This window comes from Pseudomonas sp. IT-196MI5 (assembly GCF_949767415.1).
In the GTDB taxonomy this organism is placed as follows: Bacteria; Pseudomonadota; Gammaproteobacteria; order Pseudomonadales; family Pseudomonadaceae; genus Aquipseudomonas.
In genome coordinates this window covers 1-21,224 of sequence record NZ_CATKPZ010000030.1, presented here as the reverse complement: position 1 = coordinate 21,224, position 21,224 = coordinate 1, and the positions used below count along the sequence as shown (strand labels likewise).

11 protein-coding genes are annotated in these 21,224 nt (G+C 58.9%); all 11 read left to right on the top strand.

Annotation, left to right across the window (positions count from 1 at the left end):
* The first annotated feature begins 230 nt into the window (after window positions 1-230).
* The gene (locus tag ACM6IK_RS18165) at window positions 231-473 is read left to right on the top strand and encodes a hypothetical protein (protein WP_414875447.1); all 243 of its coding nucleotides are present in this window, start codon (window positions 231-233) and stop codon (window positions 471-473) included.
* A 596-nt stretch (window positions 474-1,069) separates the two neighbouring features.
* Window positions 1,070-11,707: a peroxidase family protein gene (locus ACM6IK_RS18160; protein WP_414875446.1), complete on the top strand. Its 10,638-nt coding sequence runs from the start codon at window positions 1,070-1,072 to the stop codon at window positions 11,705-11,707.
* A gap of 50 nt (window positions 11,708-11,757) precedes the next feature.
* Window positions 11,758-12,468, top strand: coding sequence for a hypothetical protein (locus tag ACM6IK_RS18155; protein ID WP_414875445.1), 711 nt, complete (start codon window positions 11,758-11,760; stop codon window positions 12,466-12,468).
* Between the two features lie 606 nt (window positions 12,469-13,074).
* Window positions 13,075-13,722, top strand: coding sequence for a hypothetical protein (locus ACM6IK_RS18150; protein ID WP_414875444.1), 648 nt, complete (start codon window positions 13,075-13,077; stop codon window positions 13,720-13,722).
* 520 nt (window positions 13,723-14,242) lie between these two features.
* Complete coding sequence (locus tag ACM6IK_RS18145; protein ID WP_414875443.1) at window positions 14,243-15,136, top strand: amidohydrolase family protein; 894 nt, start codon at window positions 14,243-14,245, stop codon at window positions 15,134-15,136.
* A gap of 35 nt (window positions 15,137-15,171) precedes the next feature.
* A complete protein-coding gene (locus ACM6IK_RS18140; protein ID WP_414875442.1) occupies window positions 15,172-16,146 on the top strand; it encodes an alpha/beta hydrolase in 975 nt (324 codons plus the stop codon).
* 246 nt (window positions 16,147-16,392) lie between these two features.
* Window positions 16,393-17,388, top strand: coding sequence for a GlxA family transcriptional regulator (locus ACM6IK_RS18135; protein WP_414875441.1), 996 nt, complete (start codon window positions 16,393-16,395; stop codon window positions 17,386-17,388).
* A 342-nt stretch (window positions 17,389-17,730) separates the two neighbouring features.
* On the top strand, window positions 17,731-18,420 hold the full coding sequence (locus ACM6IK_RS18130; RefSeq protein ID WP_108219549.1) for an ABC transporter permease: 690 nt from the start codon (window positions 17,731-17,733) through the stop codon (window positions 18,418-18,420).
* A complete protein-coding gene (locus ACM6IK_RS18125; RefSeq protein WP_414875440.1) occupies window positions 18,417-19,415 on the top strand; it encodes an ABC transporter ATP-binding protein in 999 nt (332 codons plus the stop codon). The genes ACM6IK_RS18130 and ACM6IK_RS18125 overlap by 4 nt, the downstream gene beginning before the upstream one ends.
* A 2-nt stretch (window positions 19,416-19,417) precedes the next feature.
* Window positions 19,418-20,086, top strand: coding sequence for an ABC transporter permease (locus ACM6IK_RS18120; RefSeq protein ID WP_108219551.1), 669 nt, complete (start codon window positions 19,418-19,420; stop codon window positions 20,084-20,086).
* Window positions 20,087-20,128: 42 nt separating this feature from the next.
* Entirely contained in the window at window positions 20,129-21,022 is an 894-nt protein-coding gene (locus ACM6IK_RS18115) for a glycine betaine ABC transporter substrate-binding protein (protein WP_414875439.1), read from the top strand.
* The last annotated feature ends 202 nt before the right edge of the window (window positions 21,023-21,224 follow it).

The window sequence follows — 21,224 nt, the reverse complement described above, 5'->3', positions numbered from 1 at the left end:
TTTCGCAAGGGAGCGTGGACCGCGGAGGGGAGGGCATGGATGCCCTCCCTTTCACTCAATTGCCCCATGAAATGCATTCGGTGCGGGAATTCAGGGAGGGCTGAATCGACCAGGGTTTTGCAGCGATAGCGATGATCATGGCGTTGCGAGTTGTTCTCGCATCATCGGAGACGTTTTTCTATTTTTCCGGCGTGAAATAGCTCTTTTCAATAGCTTTGCGGGTCGAGGCAATGAGTTCGTTCTTTCTCGACTGCTCGGGACAGGACTGGCGCTCCCACGCATTGAGCGATGACGGCCCATGCCGCATCAGGGCTACGGAGACGATCGGCCCAGGCTTTCTGTATTTGCTTCAGGCCTTTTTCGACGGCCAGCCGTACCTCCGGTTCGGCGCGCGCAATCCCTCCACCCAAGGCCGGAAGGACACAGCCTTCTTCTGGGTGAAGGACATGAAAGGTGCTCAGGTAGTTGCGTAAACATTGCTCCAGCTGTTCGCCTGATGCGTTTTGTCCACCCGCCGCATTTCGCTGCTGTTTCTAATCTCATCCTCAATCACTGCCTGAAACAGCGGCTAGAAATAACATTTCGCTCTATACCTGCACTCAATTTCCTATATGTCTTTTAAAAACAGCTAGTTACGAAGTCTAAAGCCGGTCATCTGTTTTAACGACATAATATTGACAAAGACTTGCGATGGAACTTTAGTCTTAGTTATCGGGGGACCCGCCCGCTGAAGCTTTCTATCGCTTTGGCAATGCAAGGCGCGGTGACTTTCTCGAGAGGAGCCGATTCATGTCGATCATTTCGTGCTTTTGCAGAGGGAAGGTGGTGTCCAGGACGTTCGCCTTCACTTCCAGATTCCATGACCCGCCCAGGGCTCGAATCCGCTCTGCCTGATCGCCCGGCGAGCAATTCATTTCGCGAATTCCAGGCGCGTATCCCGGGTCCCGGGTAGCGCCAGAGCTCTCGCAAAAAAACATAAAAAACAAACTGCGCAAACCAGCACTTGACTTGGCGCGGGAGGATTTTCTCGTCCCGTGCCTTTACCCAGACAGATCGAGGGCAATCCAAAATGGCCAATTTCAGCAAGTCGGACCTGGAGTTCATCCTCAAGCAAATCTTTATTGCAGAAGCGAATGCCGACGGCACCAGCCTCATTGATTTGCTTCCCAACACTCAGGTGCCGTTCGGCCTGCGTACCGTCGATGGCAGCTTCAACAACCTGGTCACCGGCCAGACCGAGTTTGGCACCGCGGACAATGCCTTTCCGCGCCTGCTCGATCCCTCGTTTCTGGATGCATACGCCGGGACAGGGTCGGTGACCGATCCGCAACCACGGATCATCAGTAACCTGATCGTCGACCAGACCGCCAATAACCCGGCGGCCTATGCTGCAGCGTTCGACCCGGGCCTGGACGGTGTGCTCAACTTCGGCGTGGTCGGTGCGGGTAATGACGACGTTCTCAAGGAAGGCGTACAGATAGTCACCAGCCCCGGGCTGGATGGCGTGTTCGGCACGGCCGATGACAAGGACGTGTTCTTCATGCCCAACGTGTCGCCGGACGTCGGCCTGACCGCCAGCTTCAACTCGTGGATGACCTTCTTCGGCCAGTTCTTCGACCACGGTCTCGACCTGGTCACCAAGAGCGCTACCGACTTCGTGTTTATTCCGCTGCAACCGGACGATCCGTTGTTCGTAGCGGGCAGCCCGACCAACTTCATGGTGCTGCCACGTGCAGTGCGTACCGCCGGCGCAGACGGAATACTTGGCACCACCGATGATGGCCAGCCCAACACCACCTCGCCTTTCGTCGACCAGAGCCAGACCTACAGCTCGCACCCTTCGCATCAGGTGTTCCTGCGCGAGTACGTGCTCAATGCGGCCGGCGATCCTGTTGCAACGGGACGCTTGATTACCAACCGCGATCTCGGCGCCGATGGCCTGTTCGGCACTGCCGACGATGGCAGCGGCGAAGGTGGCGGCATGGCGACCTGGAAAGTGGTCAAGGCCCAGGCCCGTGACATTCTGGGCATCGACCTGACTGACGCCGATGTACACAACGTGCCATTGCTGGCAACCGATGCGTACGGCAACTTCATCCGCGGGCCGAACGGCATGCCGCAGGTGGTGATTCGCATCAGCAACGGTGCTGACGGCATCGCCGGGACAGCTGACGACGTCACTCAACTGGTCGAAGGCAACCGGGCAGCTCCCATCAGTCTGGCCAACGCCGTGAGTACCGGACATGGCTTCCTCGACGACATCGCTCACAATGCCGCGCCGGTCGTCGTCGGCGGGGTACTGCAGGCGGATGCCGACATCGCTGTCGGCAATGCGCAGCCCGTTGACGCGGGCGGCAACAACCTGACCTATGACAACGAACTGCTCGACGCCCACTACATTGCCGGCGACGGCCGGGTCAACGAGAACATCGGCCTGACCACCGTGCACCATGTGTTCCACTCCGAGCACAACCGCCTGGTCCAGCAAACCAAGGACACCCTCATAGCCGCCGGCGACCTGGCCTTCCTCAATGAGTGGCTGGCAGTCGACGTGGCCGCGATTCCGACTACACCCGCCGAGATTGCAGCGTTGGTGTGGGACGGTGAACGCCTGTTCCAGGCCGCCAAGTTCGGCACTGAAATGCAGTACCAACACCTGGTGTTCGAGGAGTTCGCGCGGACCATTCAGCCGCAGGTCGACGGATTCCTTGCGCCCAGTGGCTATGACACCTCGATCAACCCGGCAATCTTCGCCGAGTTCGCCCACGTGGTGTACCGCTTCGGTCACTCGATGCTGACCGAGACCGTCGATCGCTTCGACCCTGCGTTCAATCCGCTCCTCACTGATCCGGCCAACCCGGACTCGCAACTGGGTCTGATCGCAGCCTTCCTCAACCCGCTGGCGTTTGCCGGCAGCGGGGTAACTGCGGACCAGGCGGCAGGGGCGATCGTTCGTGGTTTGACCCGTCAGGTCGGCAACGAGATCGATGAGTTCGTCACCGAAGCGTTGCGCAACAACCTGCTCGGTCTGCCGCTCGATTTGCCGAGCCTGAACCTGGCGCGTGGTCGCGACACTGGCATCCCCACCTTGAACGAGGCGCGCCGTGAGTTCTACGCATCAACCGGCGACAGCCAACTCAAGCCATACATCAGTTGGGCTGACCTGGCGGACAGCCTCAAGCACCCCGAGTCGCTGGTCAACTTCATTGCGGCCTTTGGTACGCATTCCTCGATCACGGCGGCGCTCACGCTGGCAGACAAACGCGCTGCAGCCTTTGCACTGGTATTCAATGTTGCGGGTTCGCCGGCTGACCGCCTGGACTTCCTCAACAGCACCGGAGCCTATGCCAACGTAACGACGGCCGGCAGGGATGGGGTACTGGGTACTGCAGATGACCTGACGGGTGTGACGGTCACGGGCGTCGACGACATCGACTTCTGGGTCGGCGGCCTCGCCGAACAGAAGATGCCGTTCGGCGGCATGCTCGGCTCGACGTTCAACTTCGTGTTTGAAACCCAGATGGAGGCGTTGCAGAACGGTGACCGCTTCTACTACCTGTCGCGTACCGCGGGCCTGAACTTCGGCACTGAACTTGAGAACAACTCCTTTGCCAAGCTGATCATGCTCAACACCGATGTCACCCACCTGGCGAACACCGTGTTCCTGACGCCGACGTTCACCCTCGAAGTGAATCAGGCCGCCCAGTTCACCGGCCTGGGCGTGGACAGCCGTGCCGATCCGACGGGCGGCATCATGATCAACGGCGTGGAAGTCGTGCCGCTGGTGATTCGCGACAACCCCGACACCGTGGGGCCGGACACCAATTATCTGCATTACACCGGTGAAGACCATATCGTCATGGGCGGCACCGCCGGCAATGACATCATCATTTCCGGTGACGGTGATGACACCGTTTACGGCGACGCCGGCAACGACCGCCTCGAAGGCGGTGCCGGGAACGATGCGGTACTGGGCGGCGCGGGCGATGACATCATCTCCGACTCGTTCGGCGACAACCGTCTGGAAGGCAATGCCGGTAACGATGTGATCGTGGTTGGCAGCATGCTTGCTGCAGGCAACCTGATCCTGGGTGGCGATGGCCAGGACTTCATCATCACCACCGAAGACATCAGCACCACCTTCGGCGGTCGGGGTGACGACTTCATCCTCGGTGCCAAGACCAACCTGCCACCGACCGGCAACGAAGGTGATGACTGGATCGAGAAGGGCGCCCAGGACGGTGCACCTGGCGATAACTTCTCGCCGCTGCTCCTTGACGATGTGATCGGCAACGACATTTTTGTCGGTGGTGGCGGTTTCGACGAAATGATCGGCGAGGGTGGCGACGACATCTTTATCGGCAGCGATGCCCAGGACAAGATGGACGGCATGTCCGGTTTCGACTGGGTCTCCTACAAGAACGACAAGGTTGGCGTGACCGTTGACCTGACCCTGGCCGCGCTGGCGCAGCCCCACGGTAATGCACCAAACCAGAATGCCGGCATATTCAATCCGGTCGGCGCCTCGCCAGCCTCGATTCTCGACCGTTTTGCCGAGGTCGAAGGCTTGTCCGGTTCGGCTTTCGGCGATGTACTCAAAGGCGATGATGTCGATGCAGTCACTATCGTCAACCACGGCGGTGCCACGGGCAGTGCGCTGACCAATGTGGCGTTGATCCGCGGACTGGACCAGTTCCTGGCCGATGCCGGTTTGCCGGTCACTGGCTTTGCCACTGGCAACATCATCCTCGGCGGCAATGGCAGCGACCTGATCGAGGGCCGCGGTGGCGATGACCTGATCGATGGCGACAAATGGATCAATGTCCGGATTGCCGTTTATGCCGCCGGCGACGTCAACCATACCGGCCCTGAGATTGCCAGCTTCGACAGCATGGTCGACATGATCCCGCTCATGCTGGACGGCACCTTTAACCCTGGTCAGCTCAAGGCCGTGCGGGAAATCATGCCCGGCACCTCGACGGGCGGGGCGGCCTTCGACACTGCCATCTACTCCGGGCTTCAGGCCGAGTATACGGTTACCGTTGACGACCGCGGCACGGACGATTTAGCGGACGATGTCTATACCGTGATCGATAGCGTCGCGGGTCGCGACGGCACCGATACCCTGCTGCATATCGAACGCCTGCAATTCGCCGATGACCAGCTAGTGCTGGTGGATGGGCTCAATGCCCAACCGGTTGGCAGTCCGACTGTCACGGATGGTAACGGCGGAGCGATAACGGTGGGTGACACGCTGACTGTCAGCGTGGCCGGGGTGCGCGATGCCGACAATGTCGCGGCGGGTAATCCGCAGGGCTTGATCACCAACTCTTCGGTGTCCTACATCTGGCAGTTCGAGGCAACCCCAGGCAGCGGCGTATTCGAGGACATCCTCCTGTTGCCCGCTGGCGACCTGGCGTTCCAAAGCGCCGACGGTACCGCGTTCAAGGTCTCTCCTGACCTCGCGGGCTTGTCGTTGCGGGTCAAGGCGATCTATCAGGACGGTCATGGCACCACGGAGATCCTGTTCTCCACGCCGACGGCTACCATCGCTGCCGGTGCACCGGTCACGCCAACGGCGCTGGTACCTGTAGTCGATGCCACCGCGGGTGGCGCGGGCCTGCACATGGTCCGCTCCGACCTCAACTTCATTCTTGACCAGATCAAGATTGCCGAGGCTGATGCGGCCGGTCAGGACATCCGCTCGCTGATCCCGAATATCCGCGCGCCGTTGGGCCTGCGTGCGGTCGACGGGTCGAACAACAACCTGATGAACCTCAACGGCATTAACAACACCGAGTTTGGTGCCGCCGATAACGTCTTTCCGCGCTTGAGCGATCCGGTCTTCAACCCGGCGGAAGGGGGAACATCGTATGCGCAGAACAGCGGCCTTGTGATTGACTCTCAGCCACGCACCATCAGTAACCTGATCGTCGATCAGACGGCAAACAACCCGGCGGCCTATGCCACGGCTTTCAACCCGGGCCTGGACGGCGTGTTGAACTTCGGCGCGGTGGGTAACGACGACGTGCTCAAGGATGGTGTACAGATTGTCGCCAGCCCAGGGATGGATGGTCAGTTCGGTACTGCCGATGATCACGATGTGTACTTTTTCGAGAACGTCGCGGCGGACGCGGGGTTGTCCGCGCCGTTCAACGCCTGGATGACCTTCTTCGGGCAGTTCTTCGATCATGGTCTGGACCTGGTCACCAAAGGTGGTTCGGGCACCGTCTTCATCCCATTGCAACCGGATGATCCACTGTTCGTGCCCGGTAGCCCGACGAACTTCATGGTCCTGACCCGCGCGACCAACCTGCCAGGGGCGGATGGCATTCTTGGCACGGCCGACGACATCCATGAGCAAAGCAACACCACCACGCCATTCGTGGACCAGAACCAGACCTATAGCTCGCACCCGTCGCACCAGGTGTTCCTGCGCGCTTATCAACTGACCGACACTGGCCCTATAGCGACCGGCAGGCTGATCACCAACCGTGATCTGGGCGCGGATGGCCAGTTTGGTACCGCGGACGACGTCGAAATCGGTGGCATGGCGACCTGGAAGGTGGTCAAGGCGCAAGCCCGTGACATTCTCGGCATCAACCTGACCGATGCCGACGTCGACAACGCCCCGCTGTTGGCGACTGACGCCTATGGCAATTTCATCAAGGGGCCGAACGGCTTCCCGATGGTGGTGATGAAGGGCGTTGACGGTCTTGGTGGCACGCCGGATGACGTCCTTGTCGAAGGCAATCCGCTTGCTCCCCTTGACCTGACCAATGCTGTGCGCACCGGTCACCAGTTCCTCGTCGACATTAACCACAATGCCGCGCCGGTAATCGTCGGTGGGGTTCTGCAGGCGGACACCGACACCGCTGTCGGTAATGCACAGCCCATTGACGCGGCCGGCAACAACCTGACCTATGACAACGAGCTGCTCGACGCTCACTACATCGCCGGCGACGGCCGGGTCAACGAGAACATCGGCCTGACCGCGGTGCATGCGATCTTCCACTCCGAACACAACCGTCTGGTGCAGCAGACCAAGGACACCGTGCTCGACTCGGGTGACGTGGCCTTCCTCAACGAGTGGCTGCTCAATCCGGTGGCCGCGTTGCCAGCCACCCAGGCTGAGTTCGATGCGCTGGTGTGGAATGGCGAGCGCTTGTTCCAGGCGGCCAAGTTCGGCACCGAAATGCAGTATCAGCACCTGGTGTTCGAGGAGTTTGCGCGGACTATCCAGCCTAGAGTCGACCTGTTCTTCGCACCGACCCAGGTCTACGACGTCGACCTCGATGCCTCGATCGTCGCCGAGTTTGCCCACACCGTATATCGGTTTGGCCACTCGATGCTGACCGAGACCGTCGATCGCTACGACATCGACTTCAATGTGATAGGCGATCCGGCCAGCGCTAATCCCGATCAGCAAATGGGCTTGATCGCGGCGTTCCTCAACCCGTTGGCGTACGCCGCCAGTGGCGTATCGCCAGAGGACGCGACCAGTGCGATCGTACGCGGGGTAACGCGGCAAGCCGGTAACGAAATCGACGAGTTCGTCACCGAGGCGCTGCGCAACAACCTGCTCGGCCTGCCGCTCGACCTGCCGGCGCTCAACATCGCCCGTGGCCGCGACGTGGGGATTCCCTCACTCAACGCGATCCGCCGCGACATCTACAGCCAGACCGGTGATACCCAACTCAAGCCGTACACCAGCTGGGTCGATCTGGTGCAGTACCTCAAACATCCGGAGTCGTTGATCAACTTCATCGCGGCCTATGGCACGCATGACACGATCACGGCGGCGCTCACACTGGAAGGCAAGCGCGCGGCAGCTCTGGCGCTGGTCTTCGGTGGTGTGGGTGCACCGGCTGACCGTCTGGACTTCCTCAACAGCACGGGTGCCTATGCCAACGTTACGCTGGCCGGTACGGATGGCGTGCTGGGCACTGCCGACGACCTGAAGGGTGTGACGGTCACCGGTGTCGATGCCATCGACCTGTGGATCGGCGGCCTGGCCGAACAGAAAACTCCGTTCGGCGGCATGCTCGGCTCGACCTTCAACTTCGTGTTCGAGAACCAGCTGGAAAAACTGCAGGACGGCGACCGCTTCTACTACCTGGAGCGTACCTCTGGCCTGTCGATGAATGCCGAGCTTGAAAGCAACTCGTTCGCCAAGCTGATCATGGCCAACACCTCGGCCACGCACCTGCCTGGCCTGGTGTTCTCGGACCCTGGGTTCTATCTGGAAGTGGATCAGGGCAGGCAATTCAACGAAGGCCTGCTCACCGCCGACCCGCTCGGCCCGAACGGCGAGCAGGTGGTATTCCGCGATAATCCGCTGACCGTGGGGTTGGACACCAACTACATCCGGTACAACGGTGCCGAGCACATCGTGCTGGGTGGCACGGACAACGCAGACATCCTCATCTCCAGTGAAGGCGATGACACGGTCTGGGGTGATGGCGGCAACGATCGCATCGATGGCGGTGACGGCAACGACCAGTTGCGTGGTGGTACCGGCGACGACATCATCACCGACACCGGCGGCGACGATAACATTCAGGGTGGCGACGGCAACGACGTGCTGCACGGAGGCAACGGCATCAACCTGATCATTGGCGGGTTCGGCAGCGACTTCATCGTGACCGGTGAGGATGCCTCCGAGGCCATTGGTGGTCAGGGTAATGACTTCATCCTGGGCAGCAAAGCCAACGAACAGGACATGGGTAACGAAGGCGACGACTGGATCGAGAAGGGCACCTCGGACGGTGCGCCTGGCGACAACTTCGATCCGCTGGGCAACGACCCGGTCATTGGCCACGACGTATTCATCGGCGGTAACGAGAACGATAAGTTCAACGGCGAAGGCGGCGACGACATCATGGTCGGCAGTCTCGGCTTCGGTGACCGCTATATCGGCGGCTCCGGCTATGACTGGGCAACCTTCAAGGATCTCGCCCAGGGCGTGACCATCGATTACAGCGACCGCTTCTTCGATGTGCCACCGATGCCAGGTTCGGGCGCTTCGGCACTGGTGCGTTTCGACATCATGGAAGGGCTGTCGGGTTCGTCCCACGGCGACTTCCTGCGCGGTGATAGCGAAACTGCCGCAACGCTACCCGTTGCGGGTGCAACCGGCAGTGTGCTGACCAACATCAGCCTGATCGACGGTCTGGCGGGCCTGCTGCCAGTCGGAGCGACGTTCTTCGACGGCGGTAACATCATCCTCGGTGGCAGCGGCAGCGACCTCATCGAAGGTCGCGGTGGTGACGACATCATCGACGGTGACAAGTGGCTGAACGTACGCATCAGCGTACGGGCGAACGCCGATGGCACCGGCGCGGAAATCGCTACGTTCGACAGCATGGCGCCGATGGTTCAGGCGATGCTCAACGGTACCTACAACCCGGGCCAGTTGGTCATCGTGCGGGAGATTCTGACCGGCACTGACAGCTTCGACACCGCGTTGTTCACCGGTAATGCGTCGGAGTACACAGTCGCTGTCGATGGCAATGCCGTCATCGTGACCGACCTGGTGGCCGGGCGTGATGGTGTCGATCGCCTGACGGGCATCGAGCGTCTGCAGTTCGCTGACCAGGCGCAGGCGTCCGGCGTTGGTACCGTCTCGAACAGTGGTCCTGTGGGGCGTCTGGCAATCTTCGATGCTGCCACCGGTGCGCGTACCGATACGTCTGTCGCCGGCCAACTGCTGCGCGTCAGCGATCAGTCGATCCGCGACGCCGACAACGTCAGTGCGGCCAATCCGACCGGCGCGGTTACCGGTCCCGTGGCTTACTACTGGCAGGTCGAAAACATCCCTGGTTCGGGTGTCTTTGAAGACATCTCCTTTGTCGCCGCTGGCGAGGTATCGCGGGCGATCGGCGCTACCTATCTGGTAGCGGACGATGTCGCCGGTCTGAACATCCGCGTTCGGGCGGTGTACCAGGATGCCCAGGGTACGCTGGAGATCGTCGATTCTGGCGGGAACAGCGCACCGACTGCAGGGCCGACCATCCTCGGGGTTGCGTTTCCGGACCAGGTGTTGACCGCCGACACGTCGTCCATCGTCGACGTCGATGGCCTCAGCAATGCGCAGTTCACCTTCCAGTGGCAGGAGACCAATGGGGTCACCTTCGTCGACATCGCCGGAGCCACCGCCAGCACGTTCACGCTTGGCCAGGCTCAGGTTGGTGATCAGGTGCGCGTGGTGGTCAGTTACGTGGATGACTTCGGTGCGGCCGAAAGCATTGCGTCCGACGCTACGGCCCCGGTGGCCGCCGGTGATGTGTTTGTCGGTACTGCCGGTGTCGACATATGGACCGGTACGTCAGGCGACGACATTGCCAGCGGAGGTGCTGGCAACGACATCCTGAATGGCTTGGGCGGCAACGACATCCTCAATGGTGACGCAGGCAATGACATGCTCATCGGGGGGACGGGTGCCGATACCATGGCCGGCGGTGTGGGCGACGATGTCTACGAAGTCACCGACGCTGGGGACGTAGTGACCGAGCTCGGCGGTGAGGGTATTGACACGGTCTGGACCTCGCTCTCGGGCTACACGCTGAGTGCCAACGTCGAAAATCTGTTTTTCGGCGGCAGCGGCAACTTCGCGGGCACCGGTAACGCGCTCGACAACACGCTCGTGGGCGGTGCGGGTAACGACGTCCTGATCGGTGGCGCAGGTGCCGACACGATGGCTGGCGGTGGCGGCAGCGATGTCTACGAAGTCACCGACCCTGGGGACGTGGTGAGCGAGAACGCCGGTGCCGGCAGCGACACGGTCTGGACCTCGCTCGCAAGCTACGTCCTGGGTGCCAACGTCGAGAATCTGTTTTTCGGCGGCAGCGGCGACTTTGCGGGCACCGGTAACGTGCTCGGCAATACGATCGCGGGCGGTGCGGGTAACGACGTCATCATCGGTGGCGCAGGTGCCGACACGATGGCCGGCGGTGCTGGCAGCGATATCTACGAAGCCACCGACCTTGGGGACGTGGTGATCGAGCTCGCCGGTGCCGGCAGCGACACGGTCTGGACTTCGCTCGCGAGCTACAGCCTGGGGGCCAACGTCGAGAATATGTTTTTCGGCGGCAGCGGCAACTTTGCGGGCTCCGGCAACGAGCTGGCCAACACGCTCGTGGGCGGTGCGGGTAACGACGTCCTCATCGGTGGCGCAGGTGCCGACACGATGGTCGGCGGTGCTGGCAACGATGTCTACGAAGTCACCGACCTTGGGGACGTGGTAGGCGAGAACGCCGGTGGCGGCAACGACACGGTCTGGACCTCGCTCGCGAGCTACACCCTGGGTGCCAACGTCGAGAATCTGTTTTTCGGCGGCAGCGGCAACTTCGCGGGCACCGGCAACGCGCTCGACAACACGCTCGTGGGTGGTGCAGGCAACGACGTTCTCATCGGCGGTGGCGGTAACGACGTGATGAGTGGCGGCGTGGCCGGCAACGATACGTTCGTGTTTGCTGCCGCGGGTTTCGGCAACGATACGATCCTGAACTTCGGAGCCAATTTGGCCGCAGAGCAGGACTTGCTCAATATCACGGCGCTGGGGATCAACAGCGCGACGTTCGCTGCCAACGTGACCATAACGGCTAACGGGGCAGACACGGTGGTAGGGATCGGGGCGGATACCATTCACCTTGTCGGCGTCAACAGCGCGGCCATTGATCAGACGGACTTCATTCTGGCTACCTGAGGTCCTGGTCAGTACTGACGCAGGGAGCGTGGACAGCGGAGGGGAGGGCAATGGATGCCCTCCCTTTCTCCTTCCATTCAATTGCCCATCAGCTATCGGAGTGCCAGCAGCGTACTGGCGCTCATCAAGGCAGGTTGGAACCGAACTGCAAAATCAAAGAAACAATGGAAAAAGGAAACCCGACCTTGAACATTTCAGCCATCTGCCTCTTGAGCTGCCTATTGGTTGCGGTCGCGGCTTCTGCTAGCGGGATCACTTCAGTCTTCGATCCGGGTTTTACCAGGTCAGCCACAGAAACGCTGAAAAAACTGGACATCAACGACGCTTTTATTATCGCCGTCTCAAGTCCGGCAGCGTTTACCTTTTGCCGCAATGGTTCGTCAACGCTCTGGAAGTATCAGGTGTTGGATCTAGAGCAACAGGCGGCGATCCAGATTGGCCAAAAGCGGTCTTCGACGGACTATCAACTCATTACCGTTGCGCAAGTCAATAGCATTGCCTGCGAACAGGATCACCTTGCACTATTGGTTAAACCGCCTGTCAGGCGTGGACTTGTCCTCGGCCTGATCACCCTGTTTCTATTAGTAGGTCTGCGATATACCTACCAGGCAATCATGGATTGCCGTTATGACCAGGCCGGGTTTTCCAAGCCTGGCTTGCAGCGCTTGAGCGAATCCCGGTTGCCGCACAATTCAACAGTCATGGCGTTGGCCGCATGGGGTATAGCGGTAGCTACGGCATTTGTTTACTTCGGGTTTTGAGCATAAGCGTAGAGACTTGGTTTACACCCTTATTGTTTAAGTTAATCCTGCGTTGCCATCTGTCTGGAAGGGTGGCTGAATCACCGTGGAATTCGCAGTCGGAGTTTGCTCTGGATGAGAGTTGCTCGCTATTGCGCATGTTGTGGGATGTATAACAACCAGTGGATCCAATAAGCGGCTGTCGAAGTGCATTTAGTCAAGCAGACCAGTTGTGGTGGGGCATCGCGTGAAAGTTGTCTTGTTACTATCGCTTCAGGCGCACTTGCGCTACGCACCGTTTGTCGGTGGGTTGCTCGAGAAATGAACATTGGAGCGTCTGTGCCCTCTGACTCCTAAGCACGTCAGTCATGACCTGCCCCTGCAATCGCAAAAAAGAAGTGGACGTTGAATCTCAAAAGCAGTGAATGCAAATGGGGGTTTTATCTGACACTCAGGGAGGTAATAAACAAGCCGGTCATTGATTTGCCGAGCGAGTCAATGAGGTTAATAGTGCCGAGCCCATGACTTGGCTTATCTTTTAGAAGTAAGGTCGCACAGGATATTTGAATAAGTAAAAATCCTGTCAAGTAGTCGATCTGTACTGTCGAATAAGGTGGAGAAAATACCGTGGCGATAAATACAATTATGAGCCTGCTGGAAAATAAAGAATTCCTGGAGTTTTTACGTCTGGGTGTTATTTACGTTCATTTAGTGGCGTGTTGTGTCGCCATTGGTTTGGTGTTGACCAGTGATGTCGCTATGGTTAAAGACCTGTTAAGGCGCAACGTAGTCACTGAGCATGATAATGCTCACATGGAAAGTCTTCAAAAATCTGTCGTTGTTGCACTGATAGCACTGTGGGTAACGGGTGTCGCTGTCGTCGGTATTGATTACCTGGACAAAGGTCTCGATTACTTCATGAATCCAAAGCTTCAAGCCAAAGTCATTATTGTGGCGTTGCTGAGTTACAACGGTGTCTTGTTGCATCGCCTGGTACTGCCGGCCCTGCAAAAGGCAGGCTCTTTGCTCAACCTCGGATTCAGTGCACGGATGCTGGCGTTGGCCTGCGGCTCGTTGTCGGCAGTGTCGTGGATGTATGCCGCCATGCTGGGAGTCGGACGCCCTTTGGCCTGGAAGTATTCCCTTTCCGAACTGTTGATGGTCTATCCGGTACTGATTGTGCTTGGGTTTCTGACGATGCTGGCGCTGACTCAGCGAGCGAAAAAACAGGACGACTACGTTGCGCCTCAGCGGACAGTCGCAAGCGCATGCTAAGCCGGTTATTTGCGTAAATCCTGCGGGCTTGTCCCGAGTCCGAAAGATGGCGACCTTCATGGTGCAGGTTTCAACCCGGACCTGCACCCATGAATTTTCACTTGGCTTGGTTCGCAAGGAGACAGACTGAGTCAGTGACATCTCGGCAGCCGGGTCAATTCGGCAGCGGTGCCAACACAGAAGTGCGACTCAAGCACGCGCTCGGCAACGGCCTGTTCACCCCCCCGGTGCAGAAGGTTTATTCACCTGTCACGACAACAAAATCTCGCCATTACCCGAATGTACCTCTAACCAATCGGCTTGCCGAAGCGTCAGTTCGGCGACTGCCACTTCCAACAGACAGTGCTGCAGAGCTGCCTGAGAGCCTACTTGACGATTCAAGTCCGAGCGTTTGTTCCCCAGTCGTACTTGCTCATGAAACCGCGCATGGCGAAATTTTGATACTACACGTCGAGTTGACGGGAGCGACGAAGCACTGACGACGATTATTGTTTTCGCACAAAAGCAGGAAACAACAATCATGCTGCCGTTGATCAAAAGAATAGACAGTCACGTTCATTTTTATACATCGCAAGACCTGCGCCGAGTGGCCGGTTCGCTGCCTTATGCGCTACCTGAGCCGCATCCGCTGACGGCTTATCTGGATAGCTTGATCGATGCCGGATTTGCTCCGACGCTCCTCAATAACGTTCATTTGAGTATTCTGCCGGACTCAGAAAACGTGTTCGCTTCCTTTGAGGAACTCAAGAAACTCCAGGCTGCAGACCCGCTGCGCTATGGGGACGTCAAACTGGTGGGCACGATCAAGGCAGAGCCTGCGTACGCCACACAGGAACGTCTCTGGCACCCGCAGGTGGTGGGTGCCCGAATCGTTCTGCACGATGCACGGCCGGAAACGGTTTCTGACACGCAATTTAGTGATGGGCAGTGGTCGGCGTTTTATGGCCGCTTGCTAGCGCGCCAGCATCTGCACATTTACGCGAAAGAAGCCGAGACGAATCTGCGTGTATTGCGCCAGATCCCTCGCGATGTGCGGGTCATTATCGATCACCTGGGCACTTGTCACCGCGAGCGTGACATCACTGAGCCGGCTTACATCGCGCTGCTCACTGAAGCCAGAGAACGAGGCAACGTGTGGTTCAAGGGCCCTGGCTATCGCACTTCTGTTCACCCCGAGGAAACCGCTCGTTTCGTGACGCAAATTGTTTGCGCAGTCGGCGCGGACAAGATTCTCCTGGAAGCAACGGATGCACCTCACGTTGGAACTGACAACAAGGGCGTGCCGTATTCCGACCTCTTCAATCCAGGCAAGGCTTTCAACTTTGTCGATGCCGTTGCACTGCATGTTTCCAAAGAAACCCGAATTCCTGTTGGCCAGCTTCTGCGAGGAGCATCTGGCCAATGGGTAAGTTGATCTACGCCCACGCTCCCACTTCGAGATAACCAGCAATGACGAACATTACAACAAAAGACATCGACTTCACCGTCAAGTACGGCGATGAAACCCTGAGCCTCAAAGGCACGGTATTTCAGCCGGAACAACTCGACGCTGCGGCGCAAAAACTGCCACCGGTCATCTTCAACTCCGGCTTCACCGGCGGAGTCACGATGTACGGCCAGTTGTTCGGGCGCGCCCTGGCAGCCCGTGGTTATCGCGTCATGACCTACGATGTGGCAGGCTTCTTTTCCAACAAGCACATCCGTAACACCCTTTCGTCAGGCGACAAGGTCATCACCAACGTCATCCTCGAAGACCAGAAGGATGAAGTGCTCGGTGCCGTTGAATGGGCGCGCGAGAATTTCGGCGAGATGCCGGTGGTCGCGTCGTGGGCGATGGGCTCGGTGGCAAGCCTCGGTGCGGTGGCTGAGCTGGCTGCCGCCGGTGGTGAGCAGATCCGCTTCTGGGTGCCGATGAGCTACACCAACATCCGCAAACTGCAAGCCTTGCGTGCTGATCAGTCCGCGGCTGACGCTGCCATCGGGCAACTCGCGGATGACGCGCCGATTCCTCCGTTCGACACCGGCACTGATGCAACCCGTCTTGGTTACTATCCGCTGGATCCTGAAACCCAGGCCTATGTCGATCAGCAACTGGGCGGCTACACCGAAGCGGGCGGCGCGGACCGTTGGCCGGGCTGCACCTACGTGACGGCAAAGTCCTACAAGTCCTATGTGGCGTATGACCCGGAGCAGTCCATTGAAGGTGCAAAAGGTTTCCCGCCAGCGCTGATCATCCATGGCGCCGACAACACCTTGCACATGCCATCGGAGTCTGTGCGTCTGCACCAGAACTATCCGGGCGATGCCGGCCCGCATGCGCTGATCATTTCGCACATGCAGCATGGTCAGCAGAATCAGGTCGACAGCCCTGTGTTCAATTCGATGATCCAGAGCATCGACGAAGCCATCCGCGCGCACGGCTGATCCGCTCGCCATTGTCCTGCGAGACTTCGGGCGCCGAAGTCTCGCAGCGATTTCCAGCATCGCGGCGTGTATCGCTCACGTCATTCTGATCTGTCGTTGCGCTTTGGCCGGGCGGGTTCGCGGTCTCGACGATTCAATCTGGCTGAATGCGTGCCCAACCCCTAACATGGCGTGTCCAAAGCCACTTCCCCGGTGTGGCCTGAGCTGTTCACTCGAACGGCTGGAACCCCATGAAAGGATCTGGCGATGACAGCCCCCAGTGAATCGGCGACGTCTGTGAACAGCAGCACAACCAAGCGAATCGGGCTGCTCATTCTTCCTCAGTTCTCCATGATGGCCCTGGCGGGTGCCAGCGAGCCTTTGCGCGCGGCCAATCGGCTGTCTGGCAAAACGCTTTATGAGTGGACCCTGCTCACGGAGTCGGGCGGACCGGTCAGTTCCAGCAGCGGTATCGAAATCCAGACTGTGCCGGTTGATCAGGCGCCGGAGCTGGATCGCGTTTTTGTCCTGGCGAGCCTGGACATCGAACATCAGAAACCACCCAAAATGCTGCGCTTCCTGCAGCGCGCAGCGTCTCGCGGGATTACCGTCGGCGCATTGAGCACCGGTACGTTCATCCTTGCACGCGCCGGCTTGCTGGAAGGCAAGCGCTGCACCTTGCACTGGGAGTCCATTGGCCAGTTTTCGGAAGAATTCCCCTCGATCGAAGTCACCAGGGAGCTTTACGTCAACCATGGCAACCGCTGGACGTGCGCCGGGGGGGCGGCGGCCATCGATCTCATGCTGGCACAGATCGCGCTTGATTTCGGTAACCAGCTCGCGGCGAGCATCGCCGAGCAATTTCTGCATGCCAGAATAAGAGCGCCGGAAGAGCATCAGCGGATGTCGATTCAGTGGCGGTTCGGCATTCACGATCGCAGGCTGACAGCCGCCATCGCCTTCATGGAGAACAATCTGGAGAACATCGTCGGCATCGAAGAGATCGCCGACCGTTGCAATCTGTCCCACCGTCAACTCGAACGGCTGTGGCATCAGCACTTCGGCATGACGCCGAAGAAGTTCTATCTGGAGCTCAGGCTGAACGAAGCACGCCGGTTGCTGCGTGAAAGCACCCAGCCCATTGCGTCCATTGCCTACAGCTGTGGGTTCGTCTCGGCGTCACATCTGGGGGCTGCTTACCGTCGTGTCTGGGGATGTACGCCTGGTGAAGAGCGGCGGAAATTTGATGATGCTCACTCCTGATTTCAGTGACTGAGTGCAGGGGTCAACAAACGCCAATCCCCTGAAAAGCCTCTGAACCAATCCTCTCTGTAAAATCCCATAGCTAGCTAATGACTCGCCCCGACAGGCGGTGCGCTCTGGCAAGCCTTGTCATTTGGCGATCCCGCATACTGCCGTCTGCAATCGACCCTGCACTTTGCATTGCGCATTGGCTTGCCGCGTGACGTCGGTTTTTTGATAGAAATCGTCGAACTCGAAGCTCAGAGCACCTGCAGTAGCGCGGTAATGTTTCCTACAGATCCGGCGTTCAATTCCAGATGCACGACCGATAAAAACAACAATGACGTACAGAAGGCATAACACATGGAAACCTTGAGTTTCATTCTGGAAAACGGCGGGCTGATCAGTCTGCTACTCGGGCAGCACCTGCTCATCGTAGCAGTTGCGGTGGGTTTGGCGATTCTGACCGGCGTGCCTGTCGGGATCGCGATCTCCCAGCACCCCAGAACGCGCCGCTGGGTCCTGGCCTTCGCCGCGGTCCTGATGACCATTCCCTCCGCCGCGTTGTTCGGGCTGATGATTCCGGCCCTGTCGCTGATCGGCTACGGGATCGGCGTCGTACCGGCGGTCATTGCGCTGTTCCTCTACTCCCAATTGCCCATCATCCGCAACACCACCACTGCGATCTCCAACATCGATCCTGCCTTGCGCGAAGCCGCGATCGGGATGGGCATGTCGACCTGGCAACGACTGCGCAAGGTTGAGCTGCCGATTGCGGTCCCGCTGATCATGGCGGGCGTGAGGATGGCGACCGTCATCAACATCGGCATCGCCGCCATCGCGGCCTACATCGGCGCCGGCGGCCTGGGCAGCCTCATCATTCGCGGCATCGCGCAATCGGATACCCGACAGCTGTTGGCCGGCGCGATTGTCATCAGTGTCATCGCCATTGCGGCCGATTACGCGTTGTACGGCTTGCAGCGCCTGCTGACGCCAAAAGGCCTGAACAAGAACAAAGTGGCCACCGGCCGAATGAAGGAAGCTACGACGTGATCCAGATCGAAAACCTCAACAAGCAATTCGGCTCAATCACTGCAGTAGAAGATGTCTCATTCAATGTTGAAGAGGGGCAGATCTGCGTACTGCTTGGGCCGTCGGGCTGTGGCAAGACCACGACGCTGAAAATGATCAACCGACTGATCACGCCGACCTCCGGCACGATCAGAATTGGAGGTCGCGATACGTCCGAACTGGACAGCGTCACCCTCAAACGCTCCATCGGCTATGTGATCCAGCAAGTCGGCCTGTTCCCGAACATGACCGTTGAGGAAAACATCTGCGTCGTTCCCAATCTGCTGGGGTGGGACAAAACCAAAAGCCGAAAGCGCGCCGCGGAGTTGCTGGAAGTGGTCGCGCTGGATCCGTCGAAATTTCTCAAGCGCTATCCGTGTGAGCTTTCCGGTGGTCAACAGCAACGCGTAGGCGTGGCCCGGGCCCTGGCAGCGGATCCGCCGGTGATGCTGATGGACGAGCCCTTTGGCGCGATCGACCCGATCAACCGGGAAGTGATCCAGGACGAGTTCATGCGCATCCAGCGCCTCGTCAACAAGACCGTCCTGTTTGTCAGTCACGATATCGATGAAGCAGTGAAAATGGCGGATTGCGTCGCCCTGTTCCATAACGGAAAAATCCAGCAGTTCGGCAGCTCGGATGATCTGCTGGCCCGGCCCAACAGCGAGTTCGTGGCGAACTTCATGGGTGGCGACCGGATCATGAAGCGTCTGCGTCTGCTGCGCGCGGCTGACGTGGCCAGCAAGGTCCCGCCACGGGAACACATGCAGATCGTGGGCGGCAACAGCGCTGTTGTTTCGCAATCGCACCTGATCGTCAAGCCCGGGGACGACCTGCGCCAGGTGCTTTCGCAGTTGCTGGGTCGTGGCCAGGACTGGGCGCTTTGCAATGACAACGACGGACGCTTTATCGGCTATGTCCACCAGGCCGACATTCTGGCGCGACTGGTTGAAAACATTACTCCGGTGGTGCACTGACAATGTCTGACTTACTGATCGGATTGTGGAAAGGGCTGCAGTTTTACTGGGGCGATATCAGCTACCTGACGGTCCAGCATCTGCAGATCGTGGCGGTCAGTGGAGTGCTGGCGCTGGTCATCGCGCTGCCGCTGGGCGTCTGGATGAGCCGCCCGGCGAACCAGCGTTACGCCATGGCCAGCATGCAGGTCCTTAACGTAGGGCAGGCGATCCCCAAGCTCGCGTTGCTGGCCTTGGCCATGAGTTTCATAGGTGTCGGCAGCGGCGCGGCCATCATCGGGTTGTTTGTCGCGACGTTGTTGCCCGTGGCAGTCAATACCTACGAAGGCTTGCGTGCCGTGCCGCAGCACCTGGTCGAAGCGGCCGAGGCCATGGGCATGACGCCACGGGAAACGCTGTGGAAAGTTGAAATTCCGAACGCGATGAACGTGATTTTCGCGGGCATCCGCACGGCGCTGGCGATCAACGTCGGGACCGCGCCGCTGGCTTTCCTGGTCGGTGGCGGCGGGCTGGGCGAGTTGATCTTTACCGGGATCGACCTGAACGACTTCGGCATGATGCTGGCCGGCGCCGCGGCGACCGCGCTGCTGGCGATTGCGGTCGATCTGGGCTGCGGCTTGATTCAAAACATTGCAGTGTCACGGGGCTTGAGGTTGGCCGGACGCGAATGAATCTGAAGACCATAGACAAAAATCAATAATATGAGGTGCACGATGATTTATCGAATGCTGGCCAGTCTGATCTTTACCCTGAGTCTTGCTTGCGGTGTTGTGGGCAGTGCTTCTGCCAATAACACGATTGTGGTTGGCGGCAAGAAGTTTACCGAGCAGCAATTGGTTGCCGAGATGACGACTCAACTCCTGCGCGCCAATGGCTACAGTGTCGATAAGCGCCCGGATCTGGGTTCTTCCGTATTGCGTGCGGCGCAAGAGAACGGTCAGGTCGATGTGTATTGGGAATACACCGGCACGTCACTGATTACTTACAATAAAGTCACGGATAAGCTCAACGCCGACGAAACCTACAAGAAAATCAGCGAGCTGGATGCGCAGAAAGGCATCACCTGGCTGAACCCTTCCAGGGCCAACAACACCTACGCCTTTGCCATGCGCAAGGAAGAGGCCGAGAAGGATGGAATCGCCTCGATCAGCGATCTTGCGCAGAAGATCGCAACAGGCAAGTCCTACAAGTTTGCCTCCAACGCTGAATTCTTCTCCCGCCCCGATGGCCTGCGTCCTCTGCAAGAGACCTACAAGTTTGAATTTGAGCGCAAGAACATCGTCCGCATGGACGGCGGGCTGACCTATCAGGCGCTTAGGGACGGGCAGGTCGATCTGGCCCTGGTCCTGTCGACGGATGGGCGCATTCCGGCCTTCGGCTTTGTGGTGCTGCAAGACGATAAAGGCTTCTTCCCCAGCTACGCGCTGACCCCGGTGATTCGTACTGAAGTGTTCAAAGAGAATCCGAAAATCGGTGAGTTGCTCAATGCTCTGTCGTCCAGGCTGGATGACGATACCATCGCGGGCCTCAATTCCCGGGTCGATGTCGGCCGTGAATCCATCGAGAGCGTGTCCCGGGAATTCCTGCAAAAGAATCAATTGCTGTAGGAGCTGCCGAAGGCTGCGATCTTTGACGTAGCCTTCAGAACCTACCAGGGCCGGCGGATAACCCCGGCCGTTTTTTACGGTTCTTCACGCAATTCCGGGAAACTGTAGGAGCCAGCTTGCTGGCGATGGACTCAAGTGCACCGCGTTTATCCGGTTCACACGCGTTATCGTTAACGACCATCGCTGCGATGCGGCGACCCGA

Coding starts and splice junctions, on each gene's coding strand:
- ACM6IK_RS18120 (WP_108219551.1), top strand. CDS start 19,418: ATGTCTGACTTACTGATCGGATTGTGGAAAGGGCTGCAGTTTTACTGG.
- ACM6IK_RS18155 (WP_414875445.1), top strand. CDS start 11,758: ATGGATGCCCTCCCTTTCTCCTTCCATTCAATTGCCCATCAGCTATCG.
- ACM6IK_RS18160 (WP_414875446.1), top strand. CDS start 1,070: ATGGCCAATTTCAGCAAGTCGGACCTGGAGTTCATCCTCAAGCAAATC.
- ACM6IK_RS18130 (WP_108219549.1), top strand. CDS start 17,731: ATGGAAACCTTGAGTTTCATTCTGGAAAACGGCGGGCTGATCAGTCTG.
- ACM6IK_RS18140 (WP_414875442.1), top strand. CDS start 15,172: ATGACGAACATTACAACAAAAGACATCGACTTCACCGTCAAGTACGGC.
- ACM6IK_RS18115 (WP_414875439.1), top strand. CDS start 20,129: ATGATTTATCGAATGCTGGCCAGTCTGATCTTTACCCTGAGTCTTGCT.
- ACM6IK_RS18165 (WP_414875447.1), top strand. CDS start 231: ATGAGTTCGTTCTTTCTCGACTGCTCGGGACAGGACTGGCGCTCCCAC.
- ACM6IK_RS18145 (WP_414875443.1), top strand. CDS start 14,243: ATGCTGCCGTTGATCAAAAGAATAGACAGTCACGTTCATTTTTATACA.
- ACM6IK_RS18135 (WP_414875441.1), top strand. CDS start 16,393: ATGACAGCCCCCAGTGAATCGGCGACGTCTGTGAACAGCAGCACAACC.